Raw genomic sequence first — 16,369 nt, forward strand, 5'->3', positions numbered from 1 at the left:
GACGGCGCCCCCTCAGCCCGCGACGAGGGCGAGTCGGCCGCGCTCGGCGAGCGCCGCGCGCAGCTCGGTCACATCGGCGAGCACGGCATGGGCTCCCGCGCCGTTCAGCGCCTCAGTGACGTGCGCACCCGTGAGCACCCCCGCGACGAACCCGGCGCCGGCACGACGACCGGACTCGATGTCGCTGACCGTGTCGCCGGCGACCGCTACCGCCTCGACCGACGAGGTCTGCGTGCGCAGGAGCGCGGTGAGCACGAGATCGGGCGCGGGACGACCGCGACCGGCGTCGACGGGCGACAGCACGAGGTCGACGAGACCACCCCAGCCGAGCCCGTCGATGAGCGCGTCGCGGGTCACCGGAGCGAAGCCGGTCGTGAGCACGACCCGCAGCCCGGCATCCTTGAGTCCCTGGATCGCATCGGCGGCCCCGGGGATCTCGGTGACGCCGTGTGCGGCGACGATCTCGGCGTATGCACCCTCGAACGCGGCGGTCGCGCGCTCGGCGGCGGCGCGATCACCGTCGGCGAGATGCGTGAACACATCGATCTTCGACTGGCCCATGGTGTCGCGCACATGGGCCAGCGCCTCATGCCACGGCATCCGATCGGCCACCCCGGTGCGCTCCGCGGCGCGCTGGAACGCCTGCTCGACGACGCCGTCGTCGAGCACCGTGGTGCCGGCCATGTCGAGCACGACGAGTTCGGTGCGGATGGTGTCGAGAGCGGTCATGATGTTCCTTCCATTGCGGGTGCCCACCCGAAGGCGGATGCGAGATTCTCTTCGGCGAGTCCCAGACCCGTGGTCATTCCGATGCCGGTGGTGGCGGCGAGCGCCAGCACGCCCTCGTCGACGCGTTCGATGAGGAACTCCCTCGGGCCCCGGGCATAGACCCCCTGCCAGCGTTCGAGCACCCGCGGCGCGGGCATGTCGAACAGCGCCTCCGCCTCGGCGAGGAACGCCGTGAACGCGGCCTCGGGCTGAAAGGGCTCGGGCGCCGTGGCCGTGGCGTGGGAGTCGCCGATGATGAGCGTGCCGTCGGGCAGCTGCGTGTACATCTGGTTGAGGTCGAGCGTCGCGAGATCGGGACGCTCGGAATGCAGACGCTCACGCAGGGCCGCCGCCGAGGCCGTGTCGGCGAAGCGCCCGTAGCGCACGAGCGACCAGCCGGTCAGCAGCGGGGCGGTGAGCGGATGCTGCACGGTCACCGCCGCCCGCATCATGTCGAGCGCGCAGCGCACCACGCCGATACGTTCGGCCACCTCGGGCAGAAGCTGATCGACGTCGTGGTTCACCGCGACGACCACGGCACCCGCCTCGATCGCTCCCCTGCTCGTCTCGACCCGTGCGGTGCCACCCGGGCGACTCGGAATCGACGTCACCGCGGTGCGGAACCGGAACTCGACCCCGAGCGCGGCGAGATGGCGCACGATCGCGGAGGCCGCCGTGCGCGGATCGGTCTGCAGATCGGTCTCGATGTGCGCGCCGCCGAGCAGCCCCGCAGCGCGCAGGGGCGCGAGGCGCCGCAGCTCATCGGCCTCCAGCATCCGGATGCCGCCGTCGCGCGCCGCCTCGTCGAGCACCGCGAGTTCATCGACGTGGCGGGCAGCGACCAGCGTGCCCGATTCGCGGAGCCAGAAACCGGCGTCGCGAGAGAGCCGCAGCCAGAGCTCGCGCGAGGCGTCGGCGTACCGGCGCGCCTCGCCGTGCTGCGCCCCGATGCACAGGTGCCCGAAGTTGCGGATCGTGGCGCCGATCGGGCCGTCGGTGCGATCGATCACGATCACCCGCAGCCCGCGGCGCACCGCCGCGTACGCGGAGCCGAGTCCGACGATGCCCGAGCCGACCACGACGACGTCGGCGGAGGCGGAGAGCGCGCTCACCGGAACACCTTCCGCATCCACATCGCGAGCCCCTCGACGATCAGCACCGTCACGAGGATCATCAGCACGATCGCGGTGACCGTCTCGTAGCGCGACCCCTGGCTGGCGTTGAGCAGGTAGTAGCCGACACCGCCGCCGCCGACGATGCCGAGGATCGTCGCCGCCCTGATGTTCGTGTCGAGCATGTAGAAGCTGTGGCCGATGAGAGCCTGCATGCCCTGCGGCACCGTGGCCGAGGCGTAGGTCTGCACGCGTGTCGCTCCGACAGCCCGCAGCGCGCGCTCGGGCCCGCGGTCGACCTCTTCGAACGAGTCGGCGATGAGCTTGCCGAGCAGACCGATGCCGCCGATCGCGAGAGCGATCACACCCGCCTGCGCACCGAGACCGGTGATCACCACGAGCACGATCGCGAGGATCAGCTCGGGGATGCCGCGGATGCCGACGAGCAGCAGGCGCGCGGCACCGCGGATGCCCGAACTCGGGGCCACGTTGCTCGCCGCGAGCGAGCCGAGCAGCAGCGAGGGGATCAGGGTCAGCACGGTGGCCGCCAGTGCGATCGAGACGGTGTCGACCATGGCGGCGACCATGGCGGCGATGTCGTAGTTGCCGAACGACGGCGGCCAGAACCGGGCGGCGACCTCGGGCAGCTTCGCCCAGAACGTGAAGAAGTCGCCCCAGTTGATCTGGCTCACCACGACGCTGCCGATCACGACCAGCACGGCGAGGAGCGCGCCGATCGTGTCGCGCACACGCTCGCCCGTCCACGGCCGGCGCACAGCCGTCTGCGGAGTGGCGGCCCAGTCCGGACGCGCGGTGGCGGCGGCGCCGTCCGCGGACCCGGCATCCCGCAGGCGCGGATGGAGGATGCGGTCGATCCACGACCGCGTGTGCTTCTGCTGTCCGAGCATCGCGCCGCGCACCATGCTGGAGACGATCTCCATCGCGATGCACAGGAGGAAGATCACGAGCGCGATGCCCAGACCCTTTCCGTAGTTCAGCGATTTGAACGCGTACGACATCTCGAGGCCGAGGCCCGCGACGCCGACGTAGCCGAGCACGACGCTGCCGCGCAGATTGATGTCGTTGCGGTGCAGCACCGTCGCGACCCAGCTCGGCAGCACCTGGGGCAGGATGCCGGAGGCGAACTCCTGCAGCTTCGAGCCGCCGGCCGCGCGGATCGCACGACGAGGCCCCTCATCGATCTGCTCGATCGCATCCGCGAACATCTTCGAGATCATCCCGATCGAGTGGATGCCGATCGCGAGGATGCCCGGCAGCGTGCCGAGCGAGAACATGAGCACGAACGCCATGGCGAGCACGACATCCGGGAGCGCGCGGGTGAGCACGCCGATGAACCGGGCGGCAGCACGCCATCCGTTGCCGGGTGTGGTGTTCGATGCGGCGAGGTAGGCGATGGGCACCGAGAGCACGGCCGCGAGCAGGGTGCCCACCAGCACCAGCCCGACGGTGAGCGCGATCAGCCAGGCGAGATCCGCAGGCTCGGGGAAAGAGAGTCCGCCGACGCGGGCCATGAAGTTCTCGGCGTTGCCCCAGCTCTGCACCATGGCGGGGATCGAGATGCCGACCTGGTTCACGGCCAGGATGCCGAGCACCAGCAGTGCGAGCAGCGTGAGCGAGGCCGCGATGCGCTCGGGCGAGAGTCGCCGCCGGGGCGCGCGATCGGCCACGGCGCCGCCGCGCGGGCCGATCGCCGCAGATCCCGCCGGCTGTGCAGACGAATCGAGCAGCGTCATGAGACGCGCGCCTCGTCGGCGGTGACCAGGGCGGGCTCCTCGATGAGCTCCATCGCCACGGCCTGGATCTCGGCGGTCGTGGTCGCGACGCGGCCGTAGATCTCCATGACCTCCGCCTTGGTGAGATCGGTGGTCGGAGTGTCGAGCACCACCTCGCCGTGTCGGAGACCCACGATGCGGTCGGCCCACGAGATGGCGAGATCGACCTGATGCAGGCTGCACACCACCGTGAGTCCCTCGTCGGCGGCGATCTCGCGGATCAGCGCCATGACCTGGTCGCTGGACTCGGGGTCGAGCGAGGCCACGGGCTCGTCGGCCAGCAGGATGTCGGGCTTCTGCATGAGCGCACGCGCGATCGCGACGCGCTGCTGCTGCCCACCCGACAGGGTGTCGCTGCGCTGGTAGGCACGGTCGAGCAGACCGACGCGGTCGAGGTGCTCGAGGGCGCGGATCTTCGACGCGCGGGAGTAGCCCCAGAGCCCGAGGCGCGGTCCGCGCACCGTCGACAGCGACCCGGTGAGCACGTTCTCGAGCACGGTGAGCGAGGGCACGAGCTCGAACTGCTGGAAGATGAAGCCGACGCGGCTGCGCAGTGCGCGCAGTGCCTTGCCCGAGAGCGACGGCACCTGCTGCCCCAGCACCTCGACCGAGCCGGAGGTCGGGGTCTCCAGACCGTCGAGATGACGCAGAAGTGTGGACTTGCCGGAGCCGGAGAGTCCGAGGAGCACCACGATCTCGCCGCGTGCGACCTGCAGCGAGGCGTTCTTCAGCGCGGTGGTCGACCCGAAGGTCTTGGTCACGCCGTCGAGGCGGATGAGGGCGGGGGATGCGGCGTTCATGACGGTTCTCCTCGTGAGTGCTGACGCTCGATCGGTGAGCGGGACAAGCGGGATGAGCGGGATGAGCGGGTCGAGCGGGACGAGGAGCGCCGACGTTCAGCGCCTCCCGCCCCGCTCATTCGCTCCCTCGCTCAGCGACCGGGAGCGAGGCGCTGTGCGCGGCTCAGGCCTTGCACTGCTCCGCTTCGGTCTCTTCGCAGATGTCGCGGATGAGGTCGTAATAGGCGTCGTCGACCGGCTTCGTGGCGAAGAAGACGCTGCGGAACGCATCCGTGTCGGCGCCGTCGATGCCGGCGGCGACGATGTCGTCGATCGTGATCTCGGCGAGGCCGTCGATCAGCGTGGTCGAGACGTCATCGGGCAGGCTCGAGGAGTAGACGAGCGGAGCACCGGGGACCATCGTCTCGTCGATGACCTTGACCGCATCCGACTTCTCGACCTCGGAGTCTTCGGCGAAGCCGACCTCGCATTCGACGCCCTCGCCGACCTTCTGCACGCTCACGTCATGCTTGCCCGCGAACACCGGGGTGATGTCGGTCTTGGGGTCGATGCCCGCCTCGAGCAGGTTGTACGACGGGAAGAGGTAGCCCGAGGTCGACGACGGGTCGACGAAGCAGACCTTCTTGCCCGCGAAGTCCTCGTAGCTGTCGATGTCGCTGTCGGCCGGGACGATCGCCTGCGAGTAGTAGCCGGGCTCCTGGCCCTCTTCGGTGACGATCGAGGAGATCGGCGTGAGTTCGGCGCCGTTGTTCGTGGCCGTCACGTAGGTGAAGCCCGAGAACGAGGCGACGTCGACCTTGCCGGCGACCGCGGCCTCGATCAGGGCGGCGTAGTCGGTGGACTCGTGGTATTCGACGGTCTTGCCCGAGATCTCGGCGATGTAGTCCATCAGGGGCTGGTAGTTCGTTTCGGTGTCGACCGAGTCGGGAACCACGCCGAAGACGAGGGTGTCCTCGTCGACCGCGAAGGCGCTGCCGGAGGATGACTCTGCGGCACCGGAGCTGCCTGTGGCCTCGGCGGCACCGGAGCACGCGGAGAGGCCGAGCGCGAGGATCGCGGCGCCGGCGAGAACGGGGAGAGCACGGAGCTTCATGAGGACCTTTCGAGGGTGAGGGAGGTGATCCGTCAGCCACTCTGACAGCCGAGTGAGCGAGATATATACCTAACTCTGAAGAGTTCAGGGTTCGTTCATCCGTGATTTCCCGAAGTGAACTCACGAAGAACGGGCGACGAGAAGGGGCGGATGCCGAGGTAGTATGCCTATGTGGCCGAAGCTGTATACACCCAGATCGCCGAGGAGCTGCGCTCGCAGATCCAGGCCGGCGCACTGCGCCCCGGAGACGACGTCCCCACCGAGGCCGAGCTCGCCGAACGGTGGCGGACGTCGCGCGGCCCCATCAGGAACGCGCTCGCCGCTCTCAAGGCCGAGGGGCTGATCGACACCGGGCGCGGCCGCCCCGCGCGCGTCGTCGCCCAGAAGGCCAGCCAGGCGGTCGACGTCTCGGTGCCGTTCACCCGCTGGGCGCGTGAACTCGGCGTCGAGCCGGGGGCACGAACCCAAGAGCTGAGCCTGAGACGTGCGGGAGACCGCGCCGAGCTGCTCGGGGTCTCACCGGACGACATCATCGTCAGCGTCGTGCGACTGCGCCTGCTCGACGGTCGCCCGACCATGCTCGAGCGACTGTTCTTCACCGAGGCGGTCGGACGTCTGCTGTTCGCCGTCGACCCGGACGAGATCTCGATCACCGAGTACCTCGGCTCGAAGGGGCACCCGATCGTCGGCCTGCAGCACCAGATAGACGCGGTGGCAGCGGACGAGCAGGACGCCTCGCTGCTGCAGGTGGCACAGGGAACGCCGATACTGCGCCTCAGCCGCATCTCACGCGACGCGGAGGGGCGCGTCTTCGAGGCCTCGGAAGACAGATACCTCAGCGAGGTCGTGCGCTTCACCGTGGCAGCATCCGGAATCTCGACGGATGGGCACTACATGAGGGCGGTCGGCGGCTGAGCCGAATGATCGCCGACTTCTGTCGGATCAGGCCGACAGAAGAGAAGCTGATCGCGAGCGCGAGGGGATCAGATTCCAAGGATCGCGCTCGCGATCACAGCGCTGGGGATGCGCTATTTCTGGGGTATTACCAATGTAAACCGCATATCTACCGAGGGAGTACGGTCTAACGTCGAGACCCCACATAGACCTTTGGCCAGTCTTCCGGAATATCGGGTGTTTCGCGCCGGATGCGGGTCGATCGCGTGCTGTGGCTTGCGGGTCAGACGCGTGCGATGGGCAGACGGGCCGAGACGACCCAGCGTCCGCCGATCTCGCCGGCGTCGAAAGTGCCGCTGGCTCCGAGAACCCTTTCGGCCATCCGGCCGATGCCGGTACGGCTCGATGAGAGCTCGCGTCGAGGCGTCGGGGAGAGCGGGCTGGCGACCGTGAGCACGGCGGACTCGTCGCTCACGTCGAGGTCGATGGCGATCTCGCCTTCGCCTGCGTACTTCAGGGCGTTGGTCGCGGACTCTCGCATGATGCGGGCGAGGATGATCTCGGCCGCGCGCGGGATGCGCTCGTCGGTCGGGTCTCCGCTGAGAGCCACGGGGTGCCCCGCGGACTCGAATTCTTCCGCGGCTTCTTCGATGGATGCGGCGAGGTCGCCGGCGGGCATGCCCGCGGAGCGGGGACCGTCGTCGGCGAGATCGATCACGAACCGCAGATCGGTCATGGCTTTTCGTGCAGCGATGCGGATCGCCTCCTGAGAAGAGGCGCTCGCCCGATCGTCGTCGAGCATCTGCACGTGCAGCGACACCACCGTGAGGTGGTGAGCGATGCTGTCGTGCAACTCACCGGCGATCCACCGTCGCTCGGCGAGGACTGCTTGTCTTTCCTGCTCGGCCTTCTGCGCGAGCTGCACCTCGAGCGTCCGCCCTCGGGCGAAGGCGAGACGAAGTGCGTAACCGACAGCTCCGGACACTGCGGCGCCGACGAGGAAGATGCTGACACGGAAGACCTCGGTCGATCCGCTGGTCGCCACCAACGCGGCGGCGACGAGGAATACTCCGACATACGAGAGGACCAATGAGGTCCACCCGAGCCGCATGATCAGACCGGCCGCGAATGCGGCGGTGGTCAGCACCTGGGCTTGACTGCCGGGAATGAATGAGAGTGCGAACACGACGCCGAGGGCGCATGTCGCGACGAGGGGCGACCAGAGATACATGATCAGAACCGCACTGGAGGCGATGCTGATGACTGCTGTCAGCGGTTCCAGCCCCGGAGGGAGGAACAGTCCGACGATGTCGAAGATGAGGATCGTACCGACGACCGCCAGAACGGCGATCCGTTCGATCGTGCTGAGCTTCTCGCCCTTACCGAGTCGGGTGACGTCGAAACGATCACCTGTCGCAAGACTTGAAGCCATACTTCAGTATCTCCTTTTCGCCAGCTATATTAACGATAGAAGCCGAAGAAGCGACCAACCTGATCCCAAAAAGACATATACATTCACCTCCCGAGTTGTACTTTTGTTTAGCGATGTATTGATCTTCTCGGTGAACAGATTGCCGCGCATCTGCCTTAAGGCCAGAGCTGACTAGCCAAAGGTCTAGTCCTTCGCACCCGTGGTCGACCCCGGTTAGGCTTCCTCCATGCCCGAAATCCGCGTAGTGATCGTCGATGACGACCCCTTGGTGCGTTCAGCGCTCTCACACTTCGTCTCGCGCGACCCGGAGATCACGGTGATCGCCGAGGCCGAGTCGGGTCTCGAGGGCATCGACACGGTCGAGCGCGAGCGCCCGGACGTCGTGATGATGGATGTGCAGATGCCCGAGATGAACGGCATCGAGGCGACTGCGGTGATCAGCGAGCGCTGGCCGGAGGTGAAGATCCTGGCGGTGACGACGCTCGACGGCAGCGACACCGTGCTGCCGATGCTGAGCGCCGGCGCGTCGGGGTACATGCTGAAGGACTCGAGCGCTGCGAGCATCGTCGCTGCGGTGCGCGAGGTCTACAGCGGCGCGAGCTCACTCTCTCCGCGCATCGCGTCACTGCTGATCAAGCATGTGCGCGACACCGAGCCGGTCGGCGGCGATGGAACCCTCGAGGAGCTCACCGACCGCGAAGAAGAGGTGCTGCAACGCTTGGCCCAGGGCATGTCGAATGCCGAGATCGCTCGCGCGCTGATCGTCTCGGAGGGCACAGTCAAAGCACATCTGGGCCGCATCATGTCGAAGTGGCACGTGCGTGACCGCGTGCAGATCCTGGTGACCGCGGCGCACGCGGGCCTCGTCGAGTTCCGCTGACGCGAGTCAGGTACGCAGCGCCCGAGAGATGTTGTCGGCCTTGCCTCGCAGGTACGCGCGAACGATGAGACGACGAAGCGGTGTGAGCAGCACGCGGCCCGTGCGGCGGAGCAGCCCGTCTGATGCGGCGTCCGCTGTGTCGCGGCGGAGCGAGAGGGTCAGTTCGGTGCCGGCGCCACGCGGCTCGAGATCGATACGCAGCACCTGACCCGCGATGTGCGGGGCGCCAGGGAACGAGCGTACCCATTCGATGGCCCCCAGCCTCTCGGATGATCGGATGCGGTGATCGGTCGTGGCGAACTCGGGCTTGAGCCGTGCGGGCCTTCCGTCGACGTGCCGCTCGCGGGTGTGCGCCTGCACCTCGCCACTCGGCTTCACCTGAGCCGCCTGAGCCTCGAAGTCGTTCCACTCGAGCCACCGTTCCGGGTGGGAGAGAAGCGCCCGCACCTCTCCCACCGGGATTGGGACGAAGCGACGGTACTCGCGCTCGGTTCCACGCGGCCGCGCGTGGTCGCGAAGCTGCTGGTCGCGGATCTGCTGCCGTGGCGCCGGGACGGAGCGCTCCAACGACAAAAGGAGGGCATCGGGATCTACGCCGAGATCTCGGAGAACCTCTCTCACATGCCCGCTGGGTTCGTCGAGCAATGCACGGAAGAGGGTGAGATCCGGATGCGGAGCTGCCGCCGCGTTCTCCAGCATCGCGCGCACGCCCTCCCTGTAGACGAAGCCTCCGCGCGTGGCTCCCTCAGGTATTCGTCGGCCGTCATCGATCGCCGCGGTGGATGCCACACCGAGGCGTGCCAAGCGACTGGCGTACAGCGATTGAAACGCCGTGCGCGCTGTGGCAAGGATGACCCCGTCGCGGGCGAGCGCATCGGTCACCGACCCGCCGATGCCGAGGAGCGCAAGGAACAGGTGCTCGACATCGATGTCGGGGTGCGCGGCACGGCGCTGCTCGTCTTCGGCGAGCACGCTGATCTCGCGGAACCACTTGATGGTGCGAACCATGCGACTCATGAGCGCCTCCTTCTCGGGACGTCGATCGTCGGATCCACTCGTCTGCCGTACTTCTTGTGGACGGCTTGGCGGGACACCCCGAGCAGCTCGGCGATCTGGCTCCAGCTGAACCCGGCGCGCAATGCCGCCTCGACCTGGCGGAACTCCAGCGCTTCGACGTGCAGCCGCAACGCAGCGACCGCGCGCAGGCCTTCGCGGGGATGCAGCAGATCGTCTGCGGTCGCGGCCAACTCTGTGGACTCCATGATTAGCAACCTAGCTTGCTAAGCATGGATTAGCAAGCCCGGTTGCATGAGGCTCGTGCTCAGCGAACCGGCACCCGCCTCATGAACACGTCGACGTCGTCTTCGCTCTCGACCACGAAACCGTGACGCTCGTACAGGCGCCTCGCCGCGCTCCCCTGCAGCACGTTCAATCGATAGGTCACGGGACTCGCCGCATCAGGCGCCTTGGCGAGGGCATCCGCCAAGACGGCGCCGCCCAGCCCGCGCCCCTGCCAGTCGGGCGCCAGATAGAAGTGCTCGATCCAGGCGGCATCCGCGGCCGGCCGCACAGCGACCGTCCCGACGTCGACGCCTTCGGCGACGATCACGCGCGAGAAGCGCGGCTCGAAGGCATCCAAGAACCTCTGCCGCACTCGCACCGGGTCGAACCTGCCCAGTCGCTCGAGATCGGGGCGCAGCACCACGGCGCGCAACTCGGCGATCCACGACGCATCCGACGGGGTGCTCGGGCGACTCGACCACGACACATTCACGCGGTCCATTCTCCCAGGGGGCGGCACCCTCACAGCGCGAGCAGTACGATGCCCGCCACCACCACCGCCGACGCGGCGATCCGCCACCCGGGTCGGCTCTCCTTCAGCGCGAACACGCCGAACAGACTGACGAGCACGACGCTCACCTCCCGCAGCGGCGCGACGAGCGCGACCGGCGCCATCTGGATGGCGGTGAGCACGAGGATGTACGAGAGCGGAGAGAGGATGCTGAACGCGACGATGCGCTTCCACTGCGCACGACCGAGCGCCCACACCGCGCCCCACCGACGCCGGACCCCGATCGAGTAGAAGGGGATCTCGAGCAGCATCGTGCCGACCATGAACGCCACCGGAGACAGGTTCCAGGTGCGCACGGCGTGCGCGTCCCAGATCGTGTAGGCCGCGATCGCGACACCCGTGAGCAGGCCGAAGACGAGGCCGGGGTCGATGCGGCGAGGCGTCGACGGACCCGTCCGCCCGCGATCGACGAGTCCGATCGCCACGACACCGAGGATGATCGCCGCGACGCCGATCAACGCGATCTGCGACGGCCGCTCCCCGAGCACGAGCACGGCGACGAGCACCGAGAGGAACGGGCCGGTCCCCCGAGCCGTGGCGTACACGGTCGAGAGGTTGCCCTCGCGGTATCCGCGCTGCAGCACGGCCATGTACACGACGTGCATGACCGCCGAGACCCCCACCCCGAGCAGGAAGGCGAGCACGTCGTCGGTGCCGAGTCCGCCCGTGAACGGAATCACCCCGATCCATACGGCGGTTCCGCCGACCGCGCCCCACCAGAGGAACGGCATGCCCGCTCGGCTCACGCCGTGCGCGATGACGTTCCAGGCCGCGTGGGTGATCGCCGCGGCCATCACGAGGGCGAAAGCGAGAGGTGACATGACAGACCCTTCTGGTCGTCGCGCGGCGCGACGAACGGGTCCTCCGGGCTTTTGTCCTGTCAGATGACGGCGCCCCTGCGGAGGAGCACCGTGGCGCCGCTCGGACCAGACGGGCCGATCGCACCGGACGTGCGAACGAGCCCCGGAACCCTAGGCGCTATCGAACGTCACGATAGAGGGCGCAGGTGTCCGGCCGGTGAACGACGGGACCCTCGCCCGGCGACGTGACACGCGGTCCCCGATTACGATCGAAGGACCGCCCCTTTCAGGAAGGTCCCTCATGCCCGTCACCCCGGATGCGCTCGCCCACGCCGCCGATCTCGCCGACTTCGTCGACGCCTCGCCCTCGAGCTATCACGCCGCCGCCGAGACGGCGCGGCGCCTCGAGGATGCCGGCTTCGAGCGTCTCGCCGAGGAGGATGCCTGGGCCGTGGCCCCCGGCGGGCGATACGTCGTGGTGCGCGACGGCGCGGCGATCGCCTGGACTCTTCCGACGGATGCCGTCGCCACGACACCCGTGCACGTGCTCGGCGCACACACCGACTCCCCCGGCTTCAAGCTCAAGCCGCAGCCGACCACCGGCTCGCGGGGCTGGCTGCAGGCGGCCGTAGAGGTCTACGGCGGCCCGCTGCTGAACTCCTGGCTCGACCGCGAGCTGCGTCTGGCCGGGCGCCTCGCGCTGGCCGACGGCCGCGTCGTGCTCGCCGACACCGGCGCGATGCTGCGACTCCCCCAGCTGGCCGTGCACCTCGATCGCGAGGCCAACACCGGACTCGCCCTCGACAAGCAGTACCAGACTCAGCCGGTCTGGGGTCTGGGCGACCCCTCGCAGGCCGACATCCTGGCCGAGCTCGCGGATTCCGCGGGCGTGTCGGCATCCGACATCCGCGGCTACGACGTGGTGATCGCCGACTCCGCGCGCGGTGCCGTGTTCGGCAAGAACGACGCGTTCTTCGCGTCCGGCCGTCTCGACGACCTCGCCTCCGTGCATGCGGGAGTGGTCGCGCTCGAGGAGCTCGGCACCCCCGCCTCCGGCCCCATCGCGGTGCTCGCCGCCTTCGATCACGAGGAGCTCGGCTCGAACTCCCGCTCCGGCGCCGCCGGCCCCTTCCTCGAAGACATCCTGGGGCGCGTCTACGACGCTCTGGGTGCCACCGCCTCCGACACCCGCCGCGCCCTCTCGTCGTCGTGGTGCCTGTCGAGCGATGTCGGCCATTCGGTGCACCCCAACTACGCGCACAAGCACGACCCCGTCGTGCAGCCCGTGCTCGGCTCCGGTCCGATCCTCAAGCTCAACGCCAACCAGCGCTACGCGACGGATGCCGTCGGCTCGGCCGCCTGGAGCCGGTGGTGCGACGCCGCCGACGTCACGACCCAGGAGTTCGTGTCGAACAACACGGTGCCCTGCGGGTCGACGATCGGCCCGATCACGGCGACGCGCCTCGGCATCCGCACGGTCGACGTCGGCATCCCGATCCTGTCGATGCACTCCGCCCGTGAGCTCGCCGGGGTGTCTGACCTGCACGACCTGACGCGGGTCGCGAGGGCATTCTTCGCCGGCTGAGCCCTGTCGCCGCCCTCGTGGGCCGTCCACGGTGCCAGGATGATGGCATGACGGACATCAAGCCTGCTCTCATCGAGCGCGCGGGCATCGAGATCATCCCCGAATCCGAGCGCACGGCGAAGCCGCGCGACCTCTTCTGGCCGTGGTTCGCGGCGAACGTGTCGGTGTTCGGCATGTCGTACGGCTCGTTCGTGCTGGGGTTCGGCATCTCGTTCTGGCAGGCGACGATCGTGTCGATCATCGGCATCGTGGTGTCGTTCCTGCTGTGCGGGCTCATCGCGATCGCCGGCAAGCGCGGCTCGGCACCCACCATGGTGCTGTCGCGGGCCGCTTTCGGCGTGCAGGGGCAGAAGGTTCCGGGCATCGTCTCGTGGCTGACATCGATCGGCTGGGAGACGTTCCTCGCGATCATGGCGGTGCTCGCGACGGCCACCGTCATCACGCAGCTCGGCGGCGACGGCGACAGCATCGCGCTGAAGATCACCGCCACGGTGATCGTCGCCGCGCTGATCGTCGCGGCATCCGTGCTCGGCTATCACACGATCATGAAGCTGCAGTCGGTGCTCACCTGGATCACCGGCATCGTGACGGTGCTCTACATCGTCCTCGCCGCCCCGAGCATCGACATCGCCGCCGTGCTGGCTCGGCCCGACGGCGGGATCGGCCAGGTCACGGGCGCTCTCGTGATGGTCATGACCGGCTTCGGGCTCGGCTGGATCAACATCGCCGCCGACTGGTCGCGCTACCAGAAGCGCACGGCATCCGATGGGGCGATCGTGCTGTGGAACACGATCGGCGGTTCGGTCGCTCCCGTGATCCTCGTCATCTTCGGTCTGCTGCTCGCCGGATCCGATGACGAGCTCAGCGCGGCGATCGCTGCCGACCCGATCGGTGCACTCGCGACGATCCTGCCGCTCTGGGTGCTCGTGCCGTTCCTGCTCACCGCCGTGCTGGCGCTCGTGTCGGGTGCAGTGCTGGGCATCTACTCCTCGGGCCTCACGCTGCTGAGCCTCGGCATCCGCATCCCGCGCCCGTCGGCGGCGGCGATCGACGGCGTGATCCTCACGATCGGCACGATCTACGTCGTGTTCTTCGCCACCGACTTCCTCGGGCCGTTCCAGAGCTTCCTCATCACGCTGGGCGTGCCGCTGGCCTCGTGGGCCGGCATCCTGATCGCCGACATCCTGCGCCGCAGGAAGCACTATGACGATGAGGCGCTCTTCGACAGCCGCGGCCGCTACGGCGCGTGGGACTGGATCTCGATCGGCACCATGGTGGTCGCGAGCGTGATCGGCTGGGGCTTCGTGCTCAACGGATTCGCGGATGCGGCGCCGTGGAACAACTGGCAGGGCTACCTGCTGGGCCTCGTCGGCGGTGTCGACGGCGACTGGGCCTACGCCAACCTCGGGGTCTTCTTCGCCCTCGTGCTGTCGTTCGTCGTGACCTGGTTCGCCCGCGCCGGCAAGATCCGCAGGCAGGAAGCATCGGCATGAGCGACGGCCCCTGGCTGGTCGTGATCGACCCTCAGGCGATCTTCGCCTCGCCCGACTCGGCCTGGGGATCGCCGTTCTTCGCCGAGGCGATGCCGCGCATCCGCGAGCTCGCCGCGGCCTTCGGCGAGCGCGTGATCGTGACCCGCTGGGTGCCGACGGCAGACCGCGCGACCTCGTGGGGCGCCTACTTCGCGGCCTGGCCCTTCGCCGACCAGCCGCCGACCGATCCGCTGTTCGACCTCGTGCCCGAGGCTGTCGGGCTGTCGCCGCATCCGACTCTCGACCTGCCGACCTTCGGCAAGTGGGGCGCAGAGATCGAAGCGGTCGTCGGCCGAGGGGCGCAGGTCGTGCTGGCGGGTGTCGCGACCGACTGCTGCGTCATCTCGACCGCACTGGCCGCAGCGGATGCCGGAGCGCACGTCACCGTGGTCGGCGACGCCTGCGCGGGATCGACGGCGGAGAATCATGCGGCTGCGATGCAGGTGATGGGTCTCTACCCGCCGCAGATCACGATCAGCGACACCGCCTCCGTGTTGTCGGGGCTCTAGCTCGCCGCACGCACAGAGGTCGCGATGTCGGCGGGCGACCCCCGCCACGGAGCTCCATGCCCGGGCAGCACCCAGGATGCCGTCACGGCGGCCAGCCTGTCGAGAGACGCGATGGCCTGGGCCGGCTCATCCGTGAAGGGCGCGGGCTGAGGACCGACATGACCGGTCAGCACATGGCGCGTGGTGAGGGCATCGCCGACGAACACCGCGTCCACCGTGGGGATGTGCACCGCGATGCTGCCCGGCGAGTGACCCGGCATGCCGATGACGACCGGCGATCCCGGCAGATCCAGCACTTCGCCGTCTGCGACTGTCACGACATCGGTGACATGGCGCGTGCGCAACCCGTTCTTGCGTACGCCGTACGCCACGAAGGAGATCAGCGGACCGATGCGGGTGGGTCCCATCGGGGTCTTCGGCTTCTCACCCGTGCGCACACGGTGCGCGTCAGCGTCGTGGATGAAGATCGGTACGTCCGCTTCGCGGCGCAGCCGCTCGGCGAAACCGATGTGGTCGCTGTCGCCGTGGGTCAGGACGAGACCGCGAATGTCGGCCAGCGTCCGCCCGAGCTCGGCGAGAGTCCGCTGCAGGTCGTTCCAGTGACCGGGCAGTCCGGCGTCGACGAGCGTGATCCCCTCAGGGAGATCGATGAGGTAGGACGCGACGATGTCGTTGCCGAGTCTGTGCAGGTGCGGCGCGAGCTTCATGGCGTCTCCTTCGCGGTGGGCTAGGATGGCTAGTCTACGTAGCTATCATAGCTACTGTCAATAGCCATGAAGGAGATCCGGATGCCGACCCCCGAACGCACCTCGCTCGCGGCCATCATCGATGCCGGTCGTGACATCCTCGAATCCGCCGGCCCCGCGGGACTCACCATGCAGGCGGTCGCCGAGCGCGTGGGCGTCAGGGCGCCGTCCCTCTACAAACGCGTCCGCGATCGGGATGGTCTCCTGTCGGCGGTGGCGGAGGCCGCGGCCGACGCGCTGACGGACAAGCTCGACGCCGCCGGAGACGAACTCCCCCTGCTCGCCGCCGCGTATCGCACCTTCGCGCACGAGCGTCCGGAGGCGTTCCGCCTGCTGTTCACCGCGTCCGCTCCCGAAGACGCCCTGCATCGGACTTCCGCTCCGGTCCTGCGCGCGTGCACCGCTCTCGTCGGGGCGGACCGCGCGCTCGATGCTGCCCGGCTCTTCACCGCGTGGGCGACGGGCTTCCTACAGATGGAACTGGCCGGAGCCTTCCGTCTGGGAGGCGACGTGGACGCCGCCTTCGACTACGCGATGGGTCGCATCATCGCGGGCCTCACGGCCGACTGAGCG

17 protein-coding genes are annotated in these 16,369 nt (G+C 68.5%); 6 read left to right on the plus strand and 11 right to left on the minus strand.

Going from position 1 to position 16,369, the window contains the following annotated elements; translation table 11 throughout:
* Positions 1–12 precede the first annotated feature (12 nt).
* The 5 genes from AC3WS6_RS16445 to AC3WS6_RS16465 all read right to left on the minus strand — a co-directional run bounded on the left by AC3WS6_RS16445 (position 13) and on the right by AC3WS6_RS16465 (position 5,566).
* Entirely contained in the window at positions 13–729 is a 717-nt protein-coding gene (locus tag AC3WS6_RS16445) for an HAD family hydrolase (protein WP_492502075.1), read from the minus strand.
* Entirely contained in the window at positions 726–1,880 is a 1,155-nt protein-coding gene (locus tag AC3WS6_RS16450; protein ID WP_492502076.1) for a TIGR03364 family FAD-dependent oxidoreductase, read from the minus strand. Before AC3WS6_RS16450 ends, AC3WS6_RS16445 begins: the two co-directional genes overlap by 4 nt.
* Positions 1,877–3,634, minus strand: coding sequence for a phosphonate ABC transporter, permease protein PhnE (gene phnE, locus AC3WS6_RS16455; RefSeq protein WP_492502077.1), 1,758 nt, complete (start codon positions 3,632–3,634; stop codon positions 1,877–1,879). The genes AC3WS6_RS16450 and phnE overlap by 4 nt, the downstream gene beginning before the upstream one ends.
* Positions 3,631–4,473, minus strand: coding sequence for a phosphonate ABC transporter ATP-binding protein (phnC, locus tag AC3WS6_RS16460; protein ID WP_492502078.1), 843 nt, complete (start codon positions 4,471–4,473; stop codon positions 3,631–3,633). The genes phnE and phnC overlap by 4 nt, the downstream gene beginning before the upstream one ends.
* 163 nt (positions 4,474–4,636) lie before the next feature.
* Positions 4,637–5,566, minus strand: coding sequence for a phosphate/phosphite/phosphonate ABC transporter substrate-binding protein (locus tag AC3WS6_RS16465; protein ID WP_492502080.1), 930 nt, complete (start codon positions 5,564–5,566; stop codon positions 4,637–4,639).
* 171 nt (positions 5,567–5,737) lie between these two features.
* Between AC3WS6_RS16465 and AC3WS6_RS16470 the strand changes: the two genes are divergently transcribed.
* Entirely contained in the window at positions 5,738–6,481 is a 744-nt protein-coding gene (locus AC3WS6_RS16470) for a GntR family transcriptional regulator (protein ID WP_492502081.1), read from the plus strand.
* Positions 6,482–6,743: 262 nt separating this feature from the next.
* On the opposite strand, the gene AC3WS6_RS16475 is transcribed toward AC3WS6_RS16470, so the two are convergent.
* A complete protein-coding gene (locus AC3WS6_RS16475) occupies positions 6,744–7,892 on the minus strand; it encodes a sensor histidine kinase (protein ID WP_492502082.1) in 1,149 nt (382 codons plus the stop codon).
* A 226-nt stretch (positions 7,893–8,118) separates the two neighbouring features.
* Here AC3WS6_RS16475 and AC3WS6_RS16480 point away from each other — a divergent pair, with 226 nt between their 5' ends.
* Positions 8,119–8,772 carry a response regulator gene (locus AC3WS6_RS16480; protein WP_492502083.1) on the plus strand — a complete coding sequence of 218 codons (654 nt, stop codon included), beginning with the start codon at positions 8,119–8,121 and terminating at the stop codon, positions 8,770–8,772.
* A gap of 6 nt (positions 8,773–8,778) precedes the next feature.
* Here the strand turns inward: AC3WS6_RS16480 and AC3WS6_RS16485 are convergent, their stop codons facing one another.
* Genes AC3WS6_RS16485 through AC3WS6_RS16500 form a run of 4 tightly spaced genes read right to left on the minus strand, consistent with a single transcriptional unit; the run spans position 8,779 to position 11,445 of the window.
* A complete protein-coding gene (locus AC3WS6_RS16485; RefSeq protein WP_492502084.1) occupies positions 8,779–9,789 on the minus strand; it encodes a hypothetical protein in 1,011 nt (336 codons plus the stop codon).
* Positions 9,786–10,034 (minus strand): hypothetical protein, encoded by a 249-nt coding sequence (locus AC3WS6_RS16490; protein WP_492502085.1) that lies wholly within the window; start codon positions 10,032–10,034, stop codon positions 9,786–9,788. The genes AC3WS6_RS16485 and AC3WS6_RS16490 overlap by 4 nt, the downstream gene beginning before the upstream one ends.
* 59 nt (positions 10,035–10,093) lie before the next feature.
* Positions 10,094–10,546, minus strand: a complete 453-nt coding sequence (locus AC3WS6_RS16495) for a GNAT family N-acetyltransferase (RefSeq protein WP_492502086.1) — start codon at positions 10,544–10,546, stop codon at positions 10,094–10,096.
* Between the two features lie 29 nt (positions 10,547–10,575).
* Positions 10,576–11,445, minus strand: a complete 870-nt coding sequence (locus AC3WS6_RS16500) for an EamA family transporter (protein ID WP_492502087.1) — start codon at positions 11,443–11,445, stop codon at positions 10,576–10,578.
* Between the two features lie 280 nt (positions 11,446–11,725).
* Here AC3WS6_RS16500 and AC3WS6_RS16505 point away from each other — a divergent pair, with 280 nt between their 5' ends.
* Genes AC3WS6_RS16505 through AC3WS6_RS16515 form a run of 3 tightly spaced genes read left to right on the plus strand, consistent with a single transcriptional unit; the run spans position 11,726 to position 15,050 of the window.
* Positions 11,726–13,009 carry a M18 family aminopeptidase gene (locus AC3WS6_RS16505; protein ID WP_492502088.1) on the plus strand — a complete coding sequence of 428 codons (1,284 nt, stop codon included), beginning with the start codon at positions 11,726–11,728 and terminating at the stop codon, positions 13,007–13,009.
* Positions 13,010–13,056: 47 nt separating this feature from the next.
* Positions 13,057–14,502 carry a purine-cytosine permease family protein gene (locus AC3WS6_RS16510; protein WP_492502089.1) on the plus strand — a complete coding sequence of 482 codons (1,446 nt, stop codon included), beginning with the start codon at positions 13,057–13,059 and terminating at the stop codon, positions 14,500–14,502.
* A complete protein-coding gene (locus AC3WS6_RS16515; RefSeq protein WP_492502090.1) occupies positions 14,499–15,050 on the plus strand; it encodes a cysteine hydrolase family protein in 552 nt (183 codons plus the stop codon). The genes AC3WS6_RS16510 and AC3WS6_RS16515 overlap by 4 nt, the downstream gene beginning before the upstream one ends.
* Here the strand turns inward: AC3WS6_RS16515 and AC3WS6_RS16520 are convergent.
* Positions 15,047–15,757: an MBL fold metallo-hydrolase gene (locus AC3WS6_RS16520; RefSeq protein ID WP_492502092.1), complete on the minus strand. Its 711-nt coding sequence runs from the start codon at positions 15,755–15,757 to the stop codon at positions 15,047–15,049. The genes AC3WS6_RS16515 and AC3WS6_RS16520 overlap by 4 nt on opposite strands.
* Before the next feature lie 81 nt (positions 15,758–15,838).
* Between AC3WS6_RS16520 and AC3WS6_RS16525 the strand changes: the two genes are divergently transcribed.
* Positions 15,839–16,366: a TetR/AcrR family transcriptional regulator gene (locus AC3WS6_RS16525; RefSeq protein WP_492502093.1), complete on the plus strand. Its 528-nt coding sequence runs from the start codon at positions 15,839–15,841 to the stop codon at positions 16,364–16,366.
* Positions 16,367–16,369 lie beyond the last annotated feature (3 nt).

This window comes from Microbacterium sp. EB106-03-03-XG65, from assembly GCF_058791955.1.